This window comes from Rahnella sp. BCC 1045 (assembly GCF_019049615.1).
GTDB classification, from domain to species: domain Bacteria; phylum Pseudomonadota; class Gammaproteobacteria; order Enterobacterales; family Enterobacteriaceae; genus Rahnella; species Rahnella contaminans.
Map to the genome: position 1 here is coordinate 19,955 of NZ_JAFMOZ010000120.1, position 21,717 is coordinate 41,671.

22 protein-coding genes and 2 tRNA genes are annotated in these 21,717 nt (G+C 51.4%); 13 read left to right on the plus strand and 11 right to left on the minus strand.

Features of this window, described 5'->3' with window-relative positions; all coding sequences use genetic code 11:
- The first annotated feature begins 68 nt into the window (after positions 1-68).
- A complete protein-coding gene (locus J1782_RS09740) occupies positions 69-1,010 on the plus strand; it encodes an AraC family transcriptional regulator (RefSeq protein WP_217153056.1) in 942 nt (313 codons plus the stop codon).
- Positions 1,011-1,069: 59 nt separating this feature from the next.
- Here J1782_RS09740 and J1782_RS09745 read toward each other — a convergent pair.
- Positions 1,070-1,157 (minus strand) — tRNA-Ser (locus J1782_RS09745).
- Positions 1,158-1,340: 183 nt separating this feature from the next.
- Positions 1,341-1,428 (minus strand) — tRNA-Ser (locus J1782_RS09750).
- 260 nt (positions 1,429-1,688) lie between these two features.
- Between J1782_RS09750 and yccA the strand changes: the two genes are divergently transcribed.
- Positions 1,689-2,351 (plus strand): FtsH protease modulator YccA, encoded by a 663-nt coding sequence (gene yccA / locus J1782_RS09755; protein WP_152324118.1) that lies wholly within the window; start codon positions 1,689-1,691, stop codon positions 2,349-2,351.
- 107 nt (positions 2,352-2,458) lie between these two features.
- Positions 2,459-2,788 (plus strand): sulfurtransferase TusE, encoded by a 330-nt coding sequence (tusE, locus tag J1782_RS09760; RefSeq protein ID WP_152324119.1) that lies wholly within the window; start codon positions 2,459-2,461, stop codon positions 2,786-2,788.
- Positions 2,789-2,792: 4 nt separating this feature from the next.
- On the opposite strand, the gene yccX is transcribed toward tusE, so the two are convergent.
- The gene (gene yccX, locus J1782_RS09765; protein ID WP_165058054.1) at positions 2,793-3,071 is read right to left on the minus strand and encodes an acylphosphatase; all 279 of its coding nucleotides are present in this window, start codon (positions 3,069-3,071) and stop codon (positions 2,793-2,795) included.
- 99 nt (positions 3,072-3,170) lie between these two features.
- On the opposite strand from yccX, the gene rlmI reads away from it, so the two are divergent.
- Both rlmI and hspQ read left to right on the plus strand, forming a co-directional pair.
- Positions 3,171-4,364, plus strand: a complete 1,194-nt coding sequence (gene rlmI, locus J1782_RS09770) for a 23S rRNA (cytosine(1962)-C(5))-methyltransferase RlmI (RefSeq protein WP_208950614.1) — start codon at positions 3,171-3,173, stop codon at positions 4,362-4,364.
- Between the two features lie 125 nt (positions 4,365-4,489).
- Positions 4,490-4,807 carry a heat shock protein HspQ gene (gene hspQ, locus J1782_RS09775; RefSeq protein ID WP_104921500.1) on the plus strand — a complete coding sequence of 106 codons (318 nt, stop codon included), beginning with the start codon at positions 4,490-4,492 and terminating at the stop codon, positions 4,805-4,807.
- Positions 4,808-4,880: 73 nt separating this feature from the next.
- Here hspQ and J1782_RS09780 read toward each other — a convergent pair whose 3' ends face one another.
- On the minus strand, positions 4,881-5,294 hold the full coding sequence (locus J1782_RS09780) for a CoA-binding protein (protein WP_152324122.1): 414 nt from the start codon (positions 5,292-5,294) through the stop codon (positions 4,881-4,883).
- 190 nt (positions 5,295-5,484) lie between these two features.
- Here J1782_RS09780 and J1782_RS09785 point away from each other — a divergent pair, with 190 nt between their 5' ends.
- Together J1782_RS09785 and J1782_RS09790 are read left to right on the plus strand one after the other, a co-directional pair.
- Positions 5,485-6,144, plus strand: a complete 660-nt coding sequence (locus J1782_RS09785; RefSeq protein ID WP_217153057.1) for a DUF2057 family protein — start codon at positions 5,485-5,487, stop codon at positions 6,142-6,144.
- Positions 6,145-6,262: 118 nt separating this feature from the next.
- Positions 6,263-6,724: a methylglyoxal synthase gene (locus tag J1782_RS09790; protein WP_152324124.1), complete on the plus strand. Its 462-nt coding sequence runs from the start codon at positions 6,263-6,265 to the stop codon at positions 6,722-6,724.
- A 68-nt stretch (positions 6,725-6,792) separates the two neighbouring features.
- Here J1782_RS09790 and helD read toward each other — a convergent pair whose 3' ends face one another.
- The gene (helD, locus tag J1782_RS09795; RefSeq protein ID WP_217153058.1) at positions 6,793-8,847 is read right to left on the minus strand and encodes a DNA helicase IV; all 2,055 of its coding nucleotides are present in this window, start codon (positions 8,845-8,847) and stop codon (positions 6,793-6,795) included.
- A 194-nt stretch (positions 8,848-9,041) separates the two neighbouring features.
- On the opposite strand from helD, the gene J1782_RS09800 reads away from it, so the two are divergent.
- Both J1782_RS09800 and yccS read left to right on the plus strand, forming a co-directional pair.
- Positions 9,042-9,503, plus strand: a complete 462-nt coding sequence (locus J1782_RS09800; RefSeq protein WP_152324126.1) for a YccF domain-containing protein — start codon at positions 9,042-9,044, stop codon at positions 9,501-9,503.
- Positions 9,504-9,538: 35 nt separating this feature from the next.
- Entirely contained in the window at positions 9,539-11,680 is a 2,142-nt protein-coding gene (yccS, locus tag J1782_RS09805) for a YccS family putative transporter (RefSeq protein WP_208950616.1), read from the plus strand.
- A 24-nt stretch (positions 11,681-11,704) separates the two neighbouring features.
- Here the strand turns inward: yccS and J1782_RS09810 are convergent, their stop codons facing one another.
- Positions 11,705-12,337, minus strand: coding sequence for a TfoX/Sxy family protein (locus tag J1782_RS09810; protein ID WP_165058064.1), 633 nt, complete (start codon positions 12,335-12,337; stop codon positions 11,705-11,707).
- Positions 12,338-12,553: 216 nt separating this feature from the next.
- Here J1782_RS09810 and sulA point away from each other — a divergent pair, with 216 nt between their 5' ends.
- Positions 12,554-13,060, plus strand: coding sequence for an SOS-induced cell division inhibitor SulA (sulA, locus tag J1782_RS09815; RefSeq protein ID WP_217153059.1), 507 nt, complete (start codon positions 12,554-12,556; stop codon positions 13,058-13,060).
- A 355-nt stretch (positions 13,061-13,415) separates the two neighbouring features.
- Positions 13,416-14,489 carry a porin OmpA gene (gene ompA / locus J1782_RS09820; protein WP_152324706.1) on the plus strand — a complete coding sequence of 358 codons (1,074 nt, stop codon included), beginning with the start codon at positions 13,416-13,418 and terminating at the stop codon, positions 14,487-14,489.
- Between the two features lie 122 nt (positions 14,490-14,611).
- On the opposite strand, the gene matP is transcribed toward ompA, so the two are convergent.
- Positions 14,612-15,070 (minus strand): macrodomain Ter protein MatP, encoded by a 459-nt coding sequence (matP, locus tag J1782_RS09825; protein ID WP_195812770.1) that lies wholly within the window; start codon positions 15,068-15,070, stop codon positions 14,612-14,614.
- A gap of 210 nt (positions 15,071-15,280) precedes the next feature.
- Here matP and J1782_RS09830 point away from each other — a divergent pair, with 210 nt between their 5' ends.
- Both J1782_RS09830 and fabA read left to right on the plus strand, forming a co-directional pair.
- Positions 15,281-17,047, plus strand: coding sequence for a Lon protease family protein (locus tag J1782_RS09830; RefSeq protein WP_152324131.1), 1,767 nt, complete (start codon positions 15,281-15,283; stop codon positions 17,045-17,047).
- A 68-nt stretch (positions 17,048-17,115) separates the two neighbouring features.
- A complete protein-coding gene (gene fabA, locus J1782_RS09835) occupies positions 17,116-17,634 on the plus strand; it encodes a bifunctional 3-hydroxydecanoyl-ACP dehydratase/trans-2-decenoyl-ACP isomerase (RefSeq protein ID WP_013574872.1) in 519 nt (172 codons plus the stop codon).
- 143 nt (positions 17,635-17,777) lie between these two features.
- On the opposite strand, the gene rmf is transcribed toward fabA, so the two are convergent.
- The 4 genes from rmf to pqiA all read right to left on the minus strand — a co-directional run bounded on the left by rmf (position 17,778) and on the right by pqiA (position 21,703).
- Positions 17,778-17,945 (minus strand): ribosome modulation factor, encoded by a 168-nt coding sequence (gene rmf / locus J1782_RS09840; RefSeq protein ID WP_013574871.1) that lies wholly within the window; start codon positions 17,943-17,945, stop codon positions 17,778-17,780.
- Positions 17,946-18,220: 275 nt separating this feature from the next.
- Positions 18,221-18,790, minus strand: coding sequence for a membrane integrity-associated transporter subunit PqiC (gene pqiC, locus J1782_RS09845; RefSeq protein ID WP_208950619.1), 570 nt, complete (start codon positions 18,788-18,790; stop codon positions 18,221-18,223).
- Complete coding sequence (gene pqiB, locus J1782_RS09850) at positions 18,790-20,442, minus strand: intermembrane transport protein PqiB (RefSeq protein ID WP_371819761.1); 1,653 nt, start codon at positions 20,440-20,442, stop codon at positions 18,790-18,792. The genes pqiC and pqiB overlap by 1 nt, the downstream gene beginning before the upstream one ends.
- On the minus strand, positions 20,429-21,703 hold the full coding sequence (pqiA, locus tag J1782_RS09855) for a membrane integrity-associated transporter subunit PqiA (protein WP_370530235.1): 1,275 nt from the start codon (positions 21,701-21,703) through the stop codon (positions 20,429-20,431). The genes pqiB and pqiA overlap by 14 nt, the downstream gene beginning before the upstream one ends.
- Positions 21,704-21,717 lie beyond the last annotated feature (14 nt).

Consider the following 21,717-nt stretch of genomic DNA (forward strand, 5'->3'; position numbering starts at 1 on the left):
AGGGGCTGGAGAAAAGACGATCTATGCGCTAATGTCCGTAATATCTTTGTAATCGTCCGGAGTCGCTGATGGATCCACTTTCTGATGTGTTGTCGCTGCTCAAACCACGCAGCTATATGTCCAAAGGTTTTGAAGCCGGTGGAGACTGGTCCGTGCAATTTCCTTCTCATTATCAGTCAATTAAATGCAATGCGATTATTACCGGCGAATGCTGGCTGGCCGTCGAATCGGTGCCTGAACCGGTCCATCTTAAAGCCGGAGACTGTTTCGTGTTGCCCAGCGGCCGCCCTTTCCGGCTTGCCAGCGATCTGAGTATTTCACCGGTCGATGCAGGGCCGATTTTTGAACAGGCGCGCGGCGGCGGCACGGTGTCGTGTAATGGCGGCAAAGATTTCTTCCTGACCGGCAGCCGTTTTGCCGTCAGCGGAGCCAACGCCCCGACCCTGCTGGCGATGCTGCCGCCGGTTGTGCATATCTCAAAAGAATCCGACAAAGACAGTTTGCGCTGGGCGGTGGAACAGATGATGCAGGAACTGCGCGACGAACGCCCCGGCGGTTTGCTTATCGCGCAGCATATGGCGCACATGATGCTGGTGCAGGCGCTGCGGATGCACGTCGATAACGCGCCAGAACGCAGGGCCAGCGGATGGTTTGCCGCACTGGCGGATAAGCAATTAGCAAAAGCACTGAACGCGATGCATGAAAATCCCGCGCACCGGTGGACGGTTCAGACGCTGGCAGAACGCGCAGGCATGTCGCGCTCGGTCTTCTCACTGAAATTTAAACAGGCCGTCGGCAGCGCGCCGCTGGAATATCTGACGCGCTGGCGCATGTTGCTGGCCGGAGACCGGCTGGCAAACGGCAACGAGCCGGTTTCCAGTGTCGCATTGTCATTGGGTTATGAATCAGAAAGTGCATTCAGCACGGCGTTTAAACGGACGCTCGGCTGTTCGCCACGGCAATACGGGCAGATAGAAGCGGGCGAAGAAAATACAGCCATTGCGGAGTGAGACGAATTTCAGACACAAAAAAAGCCGCTAATTGCTTAGCAGCTTCAATGTGTTGTTTATGGCGGAGGAGGAGAGATTCGAACTCTCGAATGGTTTCCCATCGCCGGTTTTCAAGACCGGTGCCTTCAGCCGCTCGGCCACCCCTCCGTAAACAACAAGCACTTCGCGACGTCAGTCGTTCAGTACGGGGCGTAGTATACAAGACCGGAAAAAAGATGCAAACATTATTTTCAGTCTACTTTGTTGATTTAATGAGCATTTAAATCAGCTTCACAAATTTCAGAGACAAAAAAAGCCGCTAATTTCTTAGCAGCTTTCTTGTGTTGTATATGGCGGAGGAGAAGAGATTCGAACTCTTGAATGGTTTCCCATCGCCGGTTTTCAAGACCGGTGCCTTCAGCCGCTCGGCCACCCCTCCGCAACGAAGCGAACTATAAACATAGCCGATCGGGTTGTAAAGCCTGATTACATTCAATTGCCTGAAAAACAGGCATTCGGTTCTTAAGCGACGATTTAAGCATCATTACGGCGATTTTGGCATCAGGAAACCCCGCCTGGCGGCGCTTAGAGAGGTAAAGAAGGGTAAAACGTCTTTAATGACGTCACGCAACTACTTACACTCCAGTCTGACTGTATTTTCACCGACTCCAACGTTTTGTTAAAAGTGAGAATTTTATTATGGATCGTTACGCTGCCTCTACGTCATCACGCGCAGGCTCGTTGTTAAGCACACACCGGGTGTTGCGTAATACTTATTTCCTGTTAGCACTGACGCTCGGCGTTTCGGCGATCACTGCGACGGCGAGTACAGTTCTCCGCTTACCTGCACCAGGCTTCCTGCTGACTATCGTCGGTTTTTATGGCCTGATGTTCCTGACTTACCGCACGGCGAACAGCCCGGCGGGTATTTTATCAGCCTTCGCGCTGACCGGTTTCATGGGCTACACGCTCGGACCGTTGCTGAGTTCCCTGCTTTCCGTGGGTGCCGGTGACATTATTATGCTGGCGCTTGGCGGTACGGCTCTGGTCTTCTTCTGTTGTTCGGCTTACGTGCTGACAACGCGAAAAGACATGTCGTTCCTGTCGGGCATGATGATGGCGGGCTTTGTGGTGCTGCTGGTGGCGGTGATCGCGAACCTGTTCCTGCAAATTCCGGCGCTGTCACTGGCGATCAGTTGCCTGTTTATTCTGTTCTCAGCGGGCGCGATCCTGTGGGAGACCAGTAATATTATTCACGGCGGCGAAACCAACTATATTCGCGCCACGGTCAGCCTGTATGTCTCGCTCTACAACGTGTTTGTCAGCCTGCTGAGCATTCTTGGGATGTCATCACGTAACTGATTACACACGTAATTCGTTCCAGCCCCGCCACCGTGCGGGGCTTTTTATTTTGTCAGACGGGGCTTTTTGCTAAACTGTCGTCTGCATTTTTACAGGTCAGAGGTTGTATGCTGGAATTCGACGGTCAGGTAATAGAAACCGACGCTCAGGGTTACCTGAAAAACAGTAATGACTGGCAGGAAGGCATGGCACCGCTGCTTGCAGAAGAAGAAGGCATTCAGCTTACCGATGCGCACTGGGAAGTGGTGCGTTTCGTGCGCGGGTTTTATCTCGAATTCAATACATCACCGGCCGTGCGCATGCTGGTGAAAGCGATGGCACAGAAATACGGTGAAGAGAAAGGCAACAGCCGCTATCTGTTCAGGCTGTTCCCGAAAGGCCCGGCCAAACAGGCGACAAAAATCGCAGGCCTGCCAAAACCGGTAAAATGCCTGTAATGTTTCAGTATTTGATTTTGAAATCGGTGTAATGACCGGGAGCGGCGGGCTCACTCAGCACGCGATCAACCCGCGCATGTTTCGGGCCGCCCTGTTTCAGCCAGGCTAGCAGCTGATCCACTTTCTCCTGTTCGCCGCACGCCACCACCTCGACGCTGCCGTCCTCAAGATTTTTTGCATAACCGGTCAGCCCTAACCCGGTAGCCTGATGTTGTGTCGCAAAACGAAAACCGACCCCCTGCACCCTGCCGTAGACATAGGCGGCTATACTGACTTTTGCCATAATATTTCTCTCCGTTAGCGGTATGGTTCGTTGCAATTTCACCTGCATGACCGGACAATGTCGCTCTTTTTTGTCTCCGAACCGACAGAACCTAATTTTATGACTGCACGTTTAATTCTGGCCAAAGGCCGCGAAAAATCACTTTTACGCCGCCACCCATGGGTGTTTTCCGGCGCTGTTCAGCGCCTCGAGGGTAAAGCCAATTCCGGCGACACTATTGATATTGTAGACAGTCAGGGGAAATGGCTGGCGCGCGGTGCTTATTCGCCGTCATCCCAGATCCGTGCCCGTGTCTGGACTTTTAAACAAGATGAAGACATCGATATTGATTTTTTCATCCGCCGTTTACAGCAGGCGCAAAGCTGGCGTGATTATATCGCCAAACGTGACGGGCTGGACGGCTACCGTCTGATTGCCGGTGAATCCGACTGTCTGCCGGGCATCACCATTGACCGTTTCCAGAATTTCCTGGTGCTGCAATTGCTATCTGCTGGTGCAGAATACCAGCGCGCACCTCTGATTGCCGCGCTGCAACACTGCTATCCGGAATGCGCCATCTGGGATCGTTCCGACGTTGCGGTGCGTAAAAAAGAAGGCCTGGAGCTGGTTCAGGGTCACGTCGTCGGTGAAGAACCCCCTGCCCTGCTGCCGATTCAGGAACACGGTATGAGCCTGCTGGTTGATATCAAAGAAGGCCATAAAACCGGCTTCTATCTTGATCAGCGCGACAGCCGCTTTGCTGCACGCAGCTACGCAGCTGGCCGCAATGTGCTGAACTGTTTCTCCTACACCGGCGCGTTCGCCGTGTCTGCGCTGATGGGCGGCTGCACCAAAGTCACCAACGTAGATACCTCTCAGGCCGCGCTTGACGTTGCGCGTCAGAACGTTGAGCTGAACAAACTGGATCTATCGAAAGCCGAATTCGTCCGCGAAGACGTTTTCCAGCTGCTGCGTAAATACCGCACGGAAGGCCAGCAGTTCGACATGATTGTGATGGATCCGCCGAAATTTGTTGAGAACAAAAACCAGCTGGCAAGCGCCTGTCGTGGTTATAAAGATATTAATATGCTGGCGATTCAGTTGCTGCGTCCGGGCGGAATTCTGCTGAGCTTCTCCTGTTCCGGCCTGCTGCCAACCGATTTGTTCCAGAAAATCCTCGCTGACGCCGCACTGGATGCCGGCCGGGAAATTCAGTTCGTAGAGCAGTTCCGTCAGGCTGCCGATCACCCGGTGACCGGCGCGTATCCTGAAGGTTTGTACCTGAAGGGCTTCGCCTGTCTGGTGATGAATTAATCCGATGATCACGACGTGCTGTTCCGGCAGCGCGTCGCAGAATTTTTAGCAGATTAAGCGGTCAAAACTTGAAATAGCACATTTTATCTCCATATAGAGATTAATGATGATTTTGGGAGATGACTATGATTGCCAGCAAATACGGTATCGGCCAGCAGGTTCGCCACAGACTGTTAGGCTATTTAGGCGTGGTAATTGATGTCGACGCTGAATATTCACTCGAAAAACCCGGCGTCGATGACGTCGCCGCTGACGATTCAATGCGTGCCGCGCCCTGGTATCACGTGGTAATGGAAGATGAAGAAGGCCAGCCGGTACACACGTATCTGGCAGAAATTCAGATTGACCATGAAGCTGCCCGCTCGCACCCGGAACAAACGTCTCTGGATGACCTGGCCGCTTCTATCCGCAGTCAGTTACAGGCACCGCGTCTGCGCAACTGATTATCCCGCGCCCGCATAATGAAAAACCGGCTATTTTTGGCCGGTTTTTTCGTCTAATTACTGCCTGCGGCAGTTACTTTTCCATACCCAGCCGCGGGATTTCAATTTTCGGACAGCGATCCATCACCACTTTCAGCCCGCCATCTTTTGCCAGCACAGCGGCCTGTTCGTTGATCACGCCCAGTTGCAGCCACAGCACTTTTGCTTTAATTGCGATGGCTTCCTGCGCTACACCGTAAGCGGCTTCCGCGTTACGGAAAACATCGACCATATCCACCGGTTCTGCGATTTCAGCCAGCGATCCCACCGCTTTTTGCCCCAGCAGTTCCTGCCCTGCCAGTTTCGGACTGACCGGAATAACCTTATATCCCTGAGAAAGCAGATAAGCCATGACGCCATAACTCGGGCGGCCAGGATTGTCGCTGGCACCCACCAGAGCGATCGTTTTTACGTCCTCAAGAATTTTGCGAATATCATTGTCTTGCACGGGGTTATCTCCTTTTGACCTGTATCCGCTAAGTGTAACGCAGCCTGACAGTTTCGACAGGGCCCGGCGCAAAAAGGATCGGTGTGCAGAATTGCCTCATGTGAAATTAAAACATTTTGTAAAACTTTGACACACAATCACCATTACTGAATAATGGAGGATGAGCAATGGTGTGTCTGAGGAGAGAAGAATGAAAGTCTGTCGTGCGCTGGTCGCATTAGCGAGCTTCAGCCTGATGGCGTCAGCTTCTGCGACCTCACTCAAACTGTCTGCGGATGTGGATGTGCTGGTGATCGACGGCAAACAGATGTCTGGCGCTATTCTGAAAGGCGCGGACAGCCTTGAGCTGGATGGCGGGCAGCATCAGATTTTGTTTCAGGTCAGCAAGAATCTGCACCCTGCTGCTGCGCAAAACGCGCAGATTTATCACTCTCCGGCATTGATCGTCACATTCAATGCCAAAGGAAGTCGCTCGGTTTCTTTCATCCTGCCTTCGCTGAGCAATGAAAAAGACACCGCCCAGTTCAGTCAGCAAATGAATTATCAGCTGGTGGATGATCAGGGAAAAACTCTGGTAACCCAACGCGATGTCCTGAGCCTGTTTACCCCGGGTAATACGGCTGCCGCTGAAAAGCTCATGATGACGTATAACTTATCCGGTGCACGCGCTGCCGTACCTTCTTTTGCCCGAGGTAATACCGACAGAAAATCAGCGCTGGCAAGTGATGTTCCTTCGCAAATTTCCATCGCTGATCTTCATCCGCTCTGGACGCGTCTGGCCGCCAATGCGGGTATCGAACAATTTTTACTCTGGTTTAAACTGCCGGAAAAACAAGAACGCGCGTCGTAACTTAATCTGCATCACGCATTCTCTTTCTTAACGTCGATTTGTTGCCCCCACGCTATGCAGTAAAACGGAGTTTCAGTATTCTGTGAGCCACTCTTACTTACGCGTTGAAGGGAATTAGATGGAATACACGACCCGTACGATCGCCAAACAAAAACACATTGCCCTGGTCGCGCATGACCACTGCAAAAATACCTTGATGAAATGGGTGGATAAAAACGTCGCTGAACTGTCGCAACACGTTCTCTATGCCACCGGCACCACCGGAAATATGGTTCAGCGTAGCACCGGGATTACGGTAAAAAGCATGCTGAGTGGCCCGATGGGGGGTGACCAGCAGGTTGGCGCACTGATTGCGGAAGGGAAAATTGATCTGCTGATTTTCCTCTGGGATCCGCTCAATGCCGTTCCTCACGACCCGGATGTTAAGGCCCTGCTGCGTCTGGCAACTGTATGGAATATTCCGGTCGCCACCAATGTGGCGACGGCGGATTTCCTGATTGCGTCGCCGCTTTTCCAGTCAGAAGTGGATATTACTATCCCTGATTATCAGCGTTACTTGTGGGCACGTTTGAAAGAATGATGCGCACAACTGCGTATTCGTCACACCTTCATCAACACAACGCCCGGCATTTGCCGGGCGTTGTGTTGTCAGGGTTTTCGTTGCACCGGAACGCCGATATCTTCCAGCTGCTCCACAAAAACGGAAGGACGTGCTTTATCCTGCATTAACCAGACCTGATGCTTCGCACGGGTCATCGCCACATACAGTAACCGCCGTTCCTCGGCATCCATGAAGTTTTCCGGTTCCGGCAATAAGACCTGTTCCAGCACCGATTCACGCGCCGGTGCCGGGAAGCCGTCGTTGCCTTCGTGCAGGCCGACAATAATGACGTATTCCGCCTGCTGACCTTTACTGGCGTGGATCGTCATAAATTCAAGATTCAGCTTAGGCCAGCGGGTAGCGGCCTTTTCCAGAATCTGCGGCCGTAAATGGTGATAACGCGCCAGCACCAGAATTTTTTCATCGGCAGTGACATAGCCACTGAGCTTATCCAGCAGTTTTTCCAGCTGTTCGTCCGGCAAGATCACCACGTTTTTCTTGTTGCCCTTCGTCAGGCTGTTCAGCGGTTTTTTCAGCTGATAAGGGTTCTGCTGAACAAATTTATTGGCGATTTCACCGATGCGGTCGTTGAAACGGTAAGTGGTATCCAGCGCGCACTGAGCCCCTTCGCCAAAGTGTGTTGAGAAAGCGGTGGTCAGGGAAAGCTCTGCACCGCTGAAACGGTAAATCGCCTGCCAGTCATCGCCCACCGCAAACAGGCTGGTGCGCTTATTCAGCTTGCGCAATGCCGACAACAACAGCGCGCGCTGCGGGGAAATGTCCTGAAATTCATCGACGAGAATGTGTTTCCACGGGCTGACAAAGCGACCTTTCTCCAGAATGTTCACAGCCTGATGAATAAGCCCGGAGAAATCCACCGCGCCCTCTTCTTTTAGCGCCGTTTTCCAGGCTTTCAGTAACGGAGCCATCAGGCGGATGCGCTTAGAAAACAGGTCTTTCACGTCTTCGTGTGCGCTCTCAATCATTTCGGCCTGGCTCCCGCCGTGCGTACGCATCAGACTCAGCCAGCGCTCAAGACGGCTGCCCAGACGTTCGGCCAGCGATTTATTCTTCCAGTAATCGCCTTCCGGCACATCCCATTCAAGCTCATCGGTCATCCACTGCCGCCAGCCGCTGGCCTGCACTTTCTTGCCAGCGCATTGTTCCTGCCAGGTTTTGATAAGCAGGCTGCGGCGCGCTTTAGCATCAGTTTCCAGTTTGCTGATTTTTGGCGCTTTCTTGCTGCCTTCCTGAATAATCTGCAAAGCCAGCGCGTGGAACGTTTTGGCTTTGATCCCGTCGGTATGCAGACGTTCTTTTATACGCGTGTTCATTTCATCCGCGGCCTGACGTCCAAACGCCAGCAACAGAATTTGCTCCGGTACCGCTTCCTGACGGTGCAGCAACCAGCCTGCGCGCGCCACCAGCACCGAGGTTTTGCCGCTGCCAGCACCTGCCAGCACCAGAACCGCGTCTTCGCCATTCACTACCGCGCGACACTGACTTTCATTTAGCGGAGAAACTTCGACGGTATCAAAGAAGTCCTGATTTTCCGCAATCACCCGGTCAGTCCAGGCCAGATTGCGTTTATCGACGCTGCGTTTTCCCTGCTCAAGCCAGCGTAAGCAGGTGTGATAATCTTCGCGGCAATTATCGAAATCATTGAGACGCCCGACGGGGACAGGAATGGCGGAAAATGCCCCGGTGATGTCTTTCTGGACGTCAGCCAGATCGGCGCTTTTAAACCACTTATCCTGTTCTTCAATGTGCGTGATTTTTTCAATTTGCCCGTGCAGAACGCCCGCGCTGACGCCACTCATCTCCTCACTCCAGGCCTGCCAGATTTTGAGAAGGTGCTGATAAAAACGCTGCGTTTCCTGCCACTCAGTGCCGTGCAGGCGGACAACTTTTGCCTCGGGCAATTCAAATTCAAGCTCGCCCCAGACAATGCCACGCTTACAGCGGATCTGGATAAGCTGATTAAAAGGGATCAGGTAGTGATGTTTGTCGCCGCTGACTTCTACGCCTGCATTAAGCAGACGCACCCGATTATAGGGATGCTGCGCCAGATGTTTCCCGAAAGAGGTCGATTTCAATTCCATATCATCACACCGTTTTTTCTCTTTAATTCCTGACGGAAAAGTAATATTTCTTATTTTACATGCAAGTCGTTTTAAGAGTTTACCTTTGATTTGCAGAGGCGATCCACATTCCAAAACAGGGTAGAATAAGACGGTGTTTCTTTTTAGTTAACCTGAAATTTTTCAACTTATTAATATCTTCGGGAAGAGTCGATATGCGCACTGTACTCAATATTCTTAACTTCGTTTTAGGCGGTTTTTTTACCACCCTCGCCTGGCTATTCGCCACGCTGGTGAGCATTGTGCTGATATTCACCCTGCCGCTGACCCGCTCTTGCTGGGAGATCACCCGTCTTTCACTGATGCCTTTTGGCAATGAAGCGGTGCATGTTGACGAATTATACCCGGAAAAACGCAGCGCGCTGATGTCCGGTGGCGGAACCCTGTTGAATATCTTCTGGTTTATTTTTTTCGGCTGGTGGTTATGCTTGTCACACATTTTGGCCGGCATCACTCAATGTATCAGTATTATCGGTATTCCGGTGGGCATCGCGAACTTTAAAATCGCAGCCATCGCGCTCTGGCCGGTAGGGCGAAGAGTGGTCTCCGTCGAACTGGCAAAACAAGTTCGTGAAGCCAATGCCAGCCGTCAGCTAAAAAACGGACGCATTCGCTGATTTTTCATTTTTGATGTTAACCGTGGGGTTTTTCCGTGCTTTCTATTGCACCGGGTTTGAGGCGCTATGCCTATAACAGCAATGTGCTTTACCACATCAGGATTTTCATTGCGCTGGCGGGTGCCGCCGCAATGCCCTGGTGGCTGGGTCAGATAACGCTGACCATCCCTCTGACGCTCGGCGTGGTAGCGGCTGCGCTGGCCGATCTGGACGATCGTCTGGCAGGTCGCTTACGCAATTTGCTGATCACTCTGGTCTGCTTTTTTATCGCTTCAGCGTCTATCGAACTGCTGTTTCCCTATCCCTGGTTATTCGCACCCGGGCTGATGATTTCAACCTGCGGTTTTATCCTGCTGGGCGCACTTGGACAACGGTATGCCACGATTGCGTTCGGTGCGTTGCTCATCGCGATTTATACAATGCTCGGCACCAGCATGTATCACATCTGGTATCAGCAGCCTCTGATCCTGCTCGCCGGCGCCATCTGGTATAACCTGCTGACGCTGGCCGGGCATATTATTTTCCCTATCCGGCCGCTCCAGGATCAGATTTCCCGCTGTTTCACGCAGCTGGCGGCTTATCTGGAAGCTAAAGCGACGCTTTTTGACCCCGATCAGGAAGATAATAATCAGCAACTGGTGGAACTGGCCATGGCTAACGGCCAGCTGGTTTCTACGCTGAATCAGACCAAAAATACGCTGCAAACCCGCCTGAAAGGTGACCGCGGACAGAAAGGTACTCGCCGGACCCTGCACTATTATTTTGTGGTACAGGATATTCATGAGCGCGCAAGCTCATCGCATGTGAAATACCTCAAACTCAGCGAGCAGTTTCACCACAGCGATATTCTTTTCCGTTTTCAGCGTCTGATGAGTATGCAGGCCCGCGCCTGTTTGCAGCTTTCCCAGTGCATCCTGTATCGCCAGAAATATACGCACAACAGCCAGTTCGAGCGGGCGTTTTCCCGTCTTGAAGAAGCGCTGAAACGACTGGAATATCAGGGCGAGCACCGGGAAATGCTCCAGGCTCTTCGCCATCTTCTGAGGAATTTGCACGCGATTGACGCGCAGCTGGCGAATATCGAATCAGAGCAATCATTACCGGAAAACCAGACAGGCAAAAGTCCGTTCGTCGACGATAAGCTCACCGGGCTGGATGATATCTGGCTACGTATTTCCCGGCATTTCACGCCGCAGTCTGTCCTGTTTCGTCATGCAGTGCGCATGTCGGTGGTGCTGTTTATCGGCTACGTATTCATACAGGTCAGCGGCCTGAGCCACGGTTACTGGATTTTGCTGACCAGCCTGTTTGTCTGTCAGCCGAACTACAGCGCGACCCGCCGCAGGCTGGCGTTGAGAATCATCGGGACACTGGCCGGGATTGCTCTGGGCATTCCGATTTTATACTTCGTGCCTTCGGTTGAAGGGCAAATGATCCTGATTGTGATCAGCGGATTATTGTTCTTTGCCTTCCGCACCGTGCAATACGCGCAGGCGACGATGTTCATCACCCTGCTGGTGTTGCTGTGCTTCAACTTGCTGGGAGAGGGTTTTGAGATTGCGATACCCCGAATCATCGATACGCTGATTGGCTGTGCGATTGCATGGGCCGCCGTGACGTTCATCTGGCCGGACTGGAAATTCAGGCAGATTGATAAAGTCGTCAGCAAAACGTTCGACGCAAACTGCCGGTATCTGGATGCGATATTAGTGCAATACCATCAGGGCAAAGATAACAGTCTGGATTACCGTCTGGCTCGGCGTGACGCGCATAACTGCGATGCTGAGCTGGCATCGGTGGTTTCGAATATGAGTTCGGAGAAAAACAACGACCCTGCCACGCTTGAAGCGGCGTTTCGCTTGCTGTGTCTTAATCACACCATGCTGAGTTTCATTTCAGCGCTGGGGGCGCATCGTGAAAAACTCGGTGATACCGAAACCCTGAGACTGCTTGATGACGCGGTCTGCTGTGTTGATGGCGCACTGCACCATTTGCCTTCTGAATCCGGGCGGATAGAAAAAGCCCTGGAGCAACTGACGGCAAGGATCCAGATGCGGACGACCGATTCAGACAGCAAAGAACAGCTTGTCTTGCAACAAATCGGATTGCTGGTGGCCCATCTTCCAGAGCTCACCAGTCTTAACAGTAAAATTCTGCCCGTTCAGAGCCATGACTGACAGCCCGTCAGGATCCGGTGAAACTTAGTGCATCGTGTCGAATGGCTGCTCTTGCTGGTGGTTAAACCATTGAGTCAGTATTTCTCTGGAAGCCATCGGCAAAGCGGCCTCGTGATATCCCAAAATGGCGCCCTCCAGCGCCATTAACAAGTTAATACCCAGGTTCTTCTTTTTCATTGCGCAGAGTTTCAGGTAGGTCTTGCACGCGCCTTGTGTGCGCAGATCGCCCGAATTTGCTATCCCCACCTGCCAGAGCAACCGCTCCAGAGCCAGAGAAAGATTCGGTAAATCTTTAAGCCGCCCGGCTTCGTTATTTTTGCGCAATTCGATTTCACGCAGCATTCCTTTAAGTGAGTATTTACCCAGTTTCCGCACAGCCTCGGTATCGTCCCACTGCGCCGGATTAACTTTGAAATAACGTAACTTCACATCCATTCCCCGCTTGCGATAAATCAATCTCTCCATCTTCTTCCGGCAAAAATGTGCCTCAGTTTCAGCACTGGCGCGCAGATATAATTCTCCGTCTGAGACCAATGCAAACATGGCTCCATCAGCAGATAAACTGAAGCCGCCAAACTGGGTACGGGCACGTACGTCCCCCAGAGAAGCAAAAATTTCCAGACACTCCAGCACTCTTTTTTTTGATTGATTTATCATCGCGTTATCCTTTTCATGTTCATTCCATATATCCCATGTAAGTTACCTGTACTGCTAAAAGCAAAATACGCAATGTAGAGATGGGCAACAAACATAAAATGCAGCCAGAGGATATTCCCTTCAAAATTTGCGAGATGTCTTGGAAAAATTGGGTTGATCTTTGCCCATCGCCAGAGTACTGTACATTCATACAGTAACCTACTGGGGTATATCACTATGCGCACTCAACATCTTACAAATCATCATTTTAGTCAGTCTGCTTTGCCCGTCGCCCACACACAGGTAAATTCGTCTGCGTCCTTGAATAATGGTCTGATCACGGAGTTCGTTTATAGTGCGAGCCAGCCAGCATTTGCGCAGTTACTTCTGCCACTGCTTCAGCATTTGGGTATGCAATCCCGCTGGTTGTTATGGCTCACGCCTCAGCAGAAACTGAGCCGTCACTGGTTATCTCAATCTGGTTTGCCGGTCGATAAAATGGTGCAGGTAAATCAAATCACAGCGATGTCTACAGTTGATGCAATGGAAAAAGCGTTGCTCACAGGGAATTACAGTGTTGTGCTTGGGTGGTTACCCGATTTGAATGATTCAGAAAGAGAAAGACTGCAAATTGCAGCACGTCATGGAGGGTCATATGGGTTCATTATGAAGCCAACAAATGAACAGAATTCAGCTAGTGGACATCACTCCACAGTAAAAATTCACTCTTCTGTATACCATTAGTTCAAAATAGGAATGTTCCTACGAAAATAGTATGGAACTTAGTGATTTGTGCTGAAACCGGCTTCAAACCCAGTAAAAATGGGTATTCCGACCTCAGATTATCTCCAGTTTTTGTCAACAATTAGTCAAAGCCGTTAAGAAATGTGTACGTTTTTCCCTTTTTTTCCACGGTGTTAACACTTCAAGCTTGTAAGTTTCGCGCCACGTTGTAGACTTTACAACGCCAAGGTTGCTCTATAATGCCAACGTAAAGTGGCAAGTTCTTAATTGAAGCAAGAATCTTGGCGTAAGGATTTTAACCAAGGGCTTAAAGCTTAAAGCTCAATTGCCTATTTGGATGATAACGAGGCGCAAAATGAAAAAGACAGCTATCGCATTAGCAGTGGCACTGGCAGGTTTCGCTACCGTAGCGCAAGCCGCCCCTAAAGATAACACCTGGTATACCGGTGGTAAATTGGGCTGGTCCCAATACCATGACACTGGTTTCGCAAATGCTTACGAAGGTATCGGCAACGGCCCTACCCACGATAGCCAACTGGGTGCAGGTGCGTTCTTGGGTTACCAAGCGAACCAATACCTGGGCTTTGAAATGGGATATGACTGGCTTGGCCGCATGCCTTACAAAGGCAGCGTAAACAACGGCGCGTTCAAAGCACAAGGCGTTCAGCTGGCTGCTAAACTGAGCTACCCGCTGACTGACGATCTGGACCTGTATACCCGTCTGGGTGGTATGGTTTGGCGTGCAGACTCCAAAGGTAACTTCGGTGGTACTGGTGAGCGCGTAAGCGATCACGACACCGGTGTTTCTCCACTGGCAGCTGTTGGTGTTGAATACGCAGTGACCAAAAACTGGGCTACCCGTCTGGATTACCAGTGGGTTAACAACATCGGCGACGCGCAGACTGTTGGCGCACGTCCAGACAACGGCATGCTGTCTGTAGGTGTTTCTTACCGTTTCGGTCAGGATGATGTTGCAGCACCAGTTGTTGCACCAGCTCCAGCACCAGCTCCAGTTGTGGAAACTAAGAAATTCACTCTGAAGTCTGACGTTCTGTTCAACTTCAACAAAGCGACTCTGAAACCAGAAGGCCAACAGGCTCTGGATCAGCTGTACAGCCAGTTGAGTTCAATCGATCCTAAAGACGGTTCAGTTATCGTTCTGGGTTACACCGACCGTATCGGTTCAGAACAATACAACCAGAAACTGTCTGAGCAACGTGCACAGAGCGTAGTGGATTACCTGGTATCTAAAGGTATCCCTGCGAACAAAATCTCTGCACAAGGCCAAGGTAAATCTAACCCAGTTACTGGTTCTACCTGTGACTCCGTTAAAGGCCGTGCTGCTCTGATCGACTGCCTGGCACCAGACCGTCGTGTAGAAATCGAAGTTAAAGGCTACAAAGATACTGTTACTCAGCCACAGGCTTAATAACACTCTTTAGCTTTAACGATAGATACTAAAAACCCCGCCTCGGCGGGGTTTTTTTATGCTTTAAATTCAGCGATTCGAATACAACAGGAGAAACCTTTCAACCAGAGATACAAAAAGGCTCAGAGGTCTTGTTTACCGAGGATTTGCTGTAAGTCTTCTTTGAGTGAAGACATCTGGTTGGCGTATTTCTCTTTTCGTTCTGCGTCTTCAAGCAGTTGAATGATGGTGTCCGATAACGTTGCACCACGACGCTGTGCAAGGCCTGCCAGCCGCTGCCAGACGAGGAATTCTAAATCGATGGATTTCTTACGGGTATGCTGATGTTCAGCATTAAAATGACGTTTTCTGCGTGCACGAATAGTTTGTTTAAGCCGGTTTTCCAGCGCCGGATTCATGTTATTCACAATCCAGTCCGTGACCTTCACTGGCTCATTTTCCAGACTGAGAAGTTGGTTCACGGATTCCTGTGCGGCACTGTTTTCCAGATGACGGGTGATCCGCTCACCTTCCCGGTGTTTCTTCACCAGGTACTTCCATTTCCAACCGCTTTCAAGATTTTCCAGTTGCTGATATTTCATCGTGAACTCTTCGGTGACCCCGTAACTTTACTAAGCATAACAGCTTTATTTCAATTTTCACCCCAAATAAACCTGCATATATTGTCCGTTTTTTGCGCACCTGGTCAGCAATGTGCACTAAGCCATGTTCAGTCGCGACTCTCATTGTATGCAGCCGGATTTATTCTTGTATAATCGCTCTTTCCCTTTTTATAGAAAACAGCTAACACATTGACCAATAACCGACTTGACTGGCAGCTTTTACTGCCTGACTCCGCGCCTTATGAGGCAATATTTGCAACGGCAGCCCAGTTAGCCCCTGTCGATTTCGCTGGAACACAGCCCCGGCTGGAAAATGGTTTAACGCTGTTTTGTCATCCCCGCTCGCGCCCTCGCTTTATGACGCTTAAGGCGCAGGAAAACCGTGAGTATCTGTCACGCATTGCTCAGGCGGTAAACGATCTGTTGCCTGAACCCACTGAAGTGACTGGCAACCGCTATCATATTGAAGGCAGTAAGGTCACCCTGCTCGCGGCAAAATCAGCGGAAGATGCTTTTGCTGCGAAGTTCACCTGCCAGTATCGCGAGTGGCTTGAGCCGGAGCAGCTGTTTGGCTGTGTTCGTGTGCATAAAGATCTCATCCAGCTCGAACCTGGTCTGGTTCATCAGGTTAATGGCGGTGTTCTGGTGCTGTCTATCCGCACACTCATCGCTCAACCGCTGATGTGGCTTCGCCTGAAACAGATGATCACCGAAGGCATGTATCACTGGGTTTCCCCTGATGAAACCAAACCTTTACCGGTTACCATTCCCCCTATGCCACTGGATCTCCGTCTGATTCTGGTTGGCGACCGTCTCTCTTTGGGCGATCTGAGTGACATGGAACCGGAGCTGATGGATTCTGCCATTTATGGCGAATTTGAAGCTGACCTGCCGCTGACAGAAGAAAGCGACATGGAAACCTGGTGTGGATATGTCAACACGCTGGCCGATGAGCTGGAAATTCCCCGCCTTGCTGCCGATGCATGGCCTGAATTCTTTAAGCTGGCAATCCGCCAGAGCACCGATCAGGGCAGTCTGACGCTCGATCCGGTCTGGCTGAACGCGCAACTCAGTGAAGCTGCCCTTTATAATGAAGATGAGCTGCTGAGCGCCAAGGCGCTGGAAGCCGCGTCCAGCGCACGTGCATGGCGCGAAAGTTACCTGCAGGAACGTATGCAGGATGAAATTGAGCTTGGGCAAATCCGCATAGAAACTGAAGGAGAAGTGGTCGGGCAGATCAACGGCCTCTCTGTTCTGGAATATCCGGGTCATCCGCGTGCTTTAGGTGAACCTTCGCGCATTAGTTGTGTCGTACACACCGGCGACGGCGAATTTACCGACGTTGAGCGCAAGGCAGAATTAGGTGGCAATCTTCATGCGAAAGGCATGATGATTATGCAGGCATTCCTGATCTCCGAGTTAGAACTCGACCAGCCTCTGCCCTTCTCCGCTTCGATTGTGTTTGAGCAGTCTTACGGTGAAGTGGACGGCGACAGCGCTTCCCTTGCTGAACTCTGCGCGCTGATTAGTGCGCTGTCGATGCAGCCGATTAACCAGCAAATTGCGGTGACCGGTTCTGTCGATCAGTTTGGGAATGTGCAACCTATTGGTGGCGTGAACGAAAAAATCGAAGGTTTCTTCGAGGTTTGTCAGCGTCGCGGTTTGACCGGTAAACAAGGGGTCATTCTGCCAACCAGCAACGTGCGTAATTTGTGCCTGCATCCGCAGGTGATTGACGCCGTTCGCGACGGCCAGTTTCACTTATGGGCAGTCGATAGCGCAGACGAAGCGCTGCCTATCCTGACCGGACTGATTTACTCCAACGAAGGAGAAGCTGAAGAAGAGCGTGCAAGTTTGCTGGGATTAATTCAGCAGCGTATTGCACTTGTCACGTCTCAGGGCAGCCCCCGCTATCCGTGGCCTCTTCGCTGGTTGAACTGGTTCAACCACAGCTGATCGGAGTTGTTCAGCTTACAGCTGTAAGCTAAGCTCCGCCCTTCATTAAAATAAGGCTTACATAGAACATGGTAGATAAACGCGATTCCTATACGAAAGAAGACCTCGTAGCTTCTGGCCGCAGTGAACTGTTCGGTGCAGGCGGCCCTCCATTACCATCAGGCAACATGCTGATGATGGACCGCATCGTGAAGATGCAGGAAGATGGCGGCACCCATGGCAAAGGCTATGTTGAAGCTGAATTAGATATCAATCCTGACCTGTGGTTCTTTGGTTGCCACTTCATCGGCGATCCGGTCATGCCGGGTTGTCTGGGTCTGGATGCAATGTGGCAGCTGGTAGGTTTCTATCTGGGCTGGCTCGGTGGCGAAGGCAAAGGCCGCGCACTGGGTGTGGGTGAAGTGAAATTCACCGGTCAGGTATTACCGACGGCTAAACTTGTCACTTACCGCCTGAACTTCAAACGCGTGATCAACCGTAAACTGATCATGGGCGTTGCAGATGGCGAAGTTCTGGTTGATGGCGTAGTTATCTATACTGCAACGGATCTGAAAGTCGGCCTGTTCAAAGACGCGGCGGCGTTCTAAGAGCCCTTTCAGTTCATGCCAGACAAACGGTGAGCCCTGTGCTCGCCGTTTTTTTATGATCTTTTAAAGTTCAGCTGAGAGAGCCAAAAACAAAAACCTCCGCGCGCAGCGGAGGTCGTTCCTTATTCTGACAGGGGAGCCGCTTAAGCGGTAACGGCCCTGTCCTCCATGGCTTGTCGCCAACCCCCGAGCCAGTGTGATCGGGCATCTAATGATTGGTACGGACAAATCTCCTTAGAGCGTCCGCCAATACCTGCTTGATATCCACGTGATTGTGCCCGTTCCAGGCGATCGCGTTTTTGTCTCTTCATGCCTTGTATCCCTCATTATTCAGGTCAGGTGGAAAGAAAACAGTGGAGCGCTTCTGCGTCCACACCTAACAAATAGCCGCAATCGCAGGAGAGGTCAATGCGCAAAATTCACGCCAATGTCACATTCGTGAGCTATATTATTCGATTGCGCGCAAACTAATCGCGCCAGCGTAATGCTCATCTGGCTGATCGTCATAAAAAAATCCCGGTGTCTGAAAAGTCAGAAACCGGGATTTTTTGTCTTTAACTTAAAAAATATTAAGCTTAAAAAATTGTCATCTTATCTGTGATGCAATCTGGCCTGCTTCTTGCTGCCAGCCTGTCGCCAGCGTTCTGACCAGTGCATCATAACCGTCTTCGTTTTGTTTCAGGTTCAGCGCGAAATCACGCTGAACTGTCTGCCCAGCGTGCGTCAGCGTCCAGCTGCCGCTGACCACCACGATACCATCGTAGCGGCCATGGAAGCCGGTGACATTCACGTTCAGCACATCCTGATCGTCAGAACCGCCCGCCTGCGAAGAAACCAGGAAGCCCGGCAAATCTCGGCGCAGATAGGTCACCAGGGATTGCTGAAGCTGCTGATCCAGCGGGCTGGCCCAGAGATTATTCTGAGTCAGTGTATATTGCACATCATTGGTCTGATAAACCAACCCGGTTCCTGCCAGATAATCAGCCACACTCACCCGTTCTACCCACAAATGACGCTGCGCGGTTGAACCGGATGCCATCGTGCTGCCCGCCACTGGCGTGCTGCTAAGTACCGGCAACTGGTAATACGTTTTCTCGTTACTGCTGCTGCATGCAGACAGGAATAATACTAAGACGACAGGTATCCATTTCATCATTATTTGGCCTTCTTCGGCTGAGGATCATCTTGCCCTGGGGCGGCGAAAATCAGTGCATTACTTTTCTGATTCAGCGTTTTCAATACCGGCTGAAGCTCACGCAGCGTTTTATCCAGACTCTGCATATCGCCAACCAAATTGCCGTAGGCCGGTGAGCCAGGCTGGAAGCCTTTCAGGCTACGGTTAAGCTGAATGAGCGTCTGCTGCATATCCGCAGGCAAATTTTTCATCTCTTTGCTCGAGACAATCGCGTTCAGAGACTCAATGGTTTTCTGCGTAGATTTCATCGTTCTCTGGCTTTCAGCCAGCGTGCTGGTCGCTTCACGCATCATCGGCTCAATCGGCAGATTGTTGATTTTATCCAGCGTCGTCATCAGTTTCTGCTGGATTTGCGCAAACCCGCCGCTCACGGTCGGCAGCAGTTTATGTCCGGCAATTTCCAGCGGCCCTTTCCACGGTTTCTCGTTCGGATAGAAATCCAGATCGATATACATCGCCCCGGTCAGCAGGTTGGCTGATTTCATGGAGGCGCGCAGACCATGTGCGATGCCGTCACGGATATGATCGTCAATATTGAAATTGCTGCCCAACAACTGTGCGAAGCGGTCTGGTTCGATACGGATCAGGATCGGAATGCGGTAATCATCTGACATTTGCTGATTAAGCACATTCATCGGGAACGGCACTTCGGCCACAGTACCGAGACGAATACCGCGGAATTCTACTGGCGCGCCTTTTTGCAGCCCACGGATGGAATCCGAGAAGAACATCACGTAGTCCATATGACGCGTATACAGTGATTCCTGAATACTTTTCTGATCGTCAAACAGCTGATAGTTATCGCCATTTTTCGCTTCAGCGCCCTGCGTCCAGCCGTTCGGAATATCGAAGCTTACGCCTCCGCTAAACAGCGTCGTCAGTGACCCCATCTCCACACGCATACCGGCGGCGGACATGTCGAAATTCACTCCGCTGTCTTTCCAGAAACGCACATTGTCGGTCACCAGCGTGTCGTATGGCGCACGGACAAAAAGCTGATATTTGATGTTACGGGCTTTAGGATCAAAGTGGCTGGTTTCAACCGTACCGACCTGATAACCACGAAACAGCACCGGATCGCCCGGATTCAGTTGCCCTGAACGCTCGCTTTCCAGAATAACACGGACGCCTTTCGCATCCGGTGACGCCAGCGGTGGTGAATCGTCCAGCTTATATTCTTCTTTCTCGCCACCTTTACTACCGGGCTGTAGCTGAATATATGCGCCGGACAACAACGTACCGAGGCCGGAAACACCCTCGCGCCCGATTTGTGGTTTGACCACCCAAAATACGGAATCGCCACGCAGCATTTTTTCCATACCGGTATTCAGACGGGCTTTGATGATGACCTGCTGGAGGTCGTCGCTGAGCGTGACCGTCTCCACTTTGCCCACGTCCACGTTGCGACTTTTGATGGTGGTTTTGCCGCCTTCAATGCCTTCCGCGGTAGTAGTAATGAGCGTGACTACCGGGCCCTGATGGCTGTAGTGATAAAACAGGATCCAGGCCCCGATCAGTGCCGTGACAATCGGCACAATCCACACCGGAGACCAGCGTTTAATTTTTTCGACTTTGGCAGTTCCGTCGTGTTCTGCCATGTTATTTCCTGCCATCTTGTGGCTCCTTTGCAGACTTCATTCCAGCGCGATCCCAAATGAGCCTTGGGTCAAACGTCATGGCGGCGAACATCGTAAGAATGACAACGCCTGCAAACAGCAGCGCGCCGATATCCGGATATATACTCATCAGTTGCCCCATTCTTACCAGGGCTGACAGCACCGCAATAACAAACACGTCAATCATTGACCAGCGGCCAACAAACTCAACAACTTCATAAATGACATGCAACCTTTCCCTGTCGATTTGCTTATTACTGTTGGCATCCCAGCACAGCCAGGCAATGGCGATCATTTTTAATGTCGGCACCATAATACTGGCGATGAAAATCACCATTGCCACAGGGTAAGAGCCGTCACTCCACAGCAGCACAACACCGGCCATGATCGTTGAAGGCATCGGATTCCCGAGAACCTGCGTGATCATAATCGGCAGCATATTGGCCGGGAGATATAACAAAATAGACGTCACCAGCAGGGCCATCGTCCATTGCAAACTATTTTTACGTCGCGCGTGGCCTTTGCTTTTACAGCGCCCGCACACTTCCTGCTCCGCAGGCAGAATCGCCATGCAGCAATGGCAGGAGCGCAGCCCCTGGCGCAAACCGCTCTCGCCTACCCGTAACGGCTGAACAAGTTCAGGTGCGGGTTCGATGTGTTCCCACATCCAGAAGCGATCAGTGCACTGAAAAGCGCGCAGTTGCAGCAGGCAAAACAAAACGTAGGGGATAAAGCTGGTGCCAATCCCCACATCACCGTACGCCATCAGTTTGACGAAACTCACCAACACACCGGCGAGAAAAATCTCCACCATGCACCAGCTTTTCAGCCGAAATAGCGTACGCGCGATGCTCACTTTCCAGTGAACCGGAATTTTGTTGCCGTAGCAAAGGAGGATAATCGAGAGCATGCAAACCGCCGGAAGCAGTTGCACCACGATCATAAACAGAGACGCCATACTGGCGTAATCTTCAGAAACCAAAACCTGCGGGATCTGCACCAGTGTCACTTCACTGCTCAGCCCGGCAACGTTCATATTAACGAAAGGAAAAAGGTTGGCCAGCAACAGCATGAATAACGCGCTGATTGCATAACCGACAGGACGTCTGCGTGGCTCATTCCAGCGGGTTGTCAGCGTCGTATGGCAACGGGGACAAACGGCCTTTTGCCCTATTTTCAGACCAGGTATGGCCACCAGAATGTCGCATTGGGGACACAGGATGTGCGGGTCATTGTCATGGGCGTCAGAACACACTATCGACTCCTCAACAG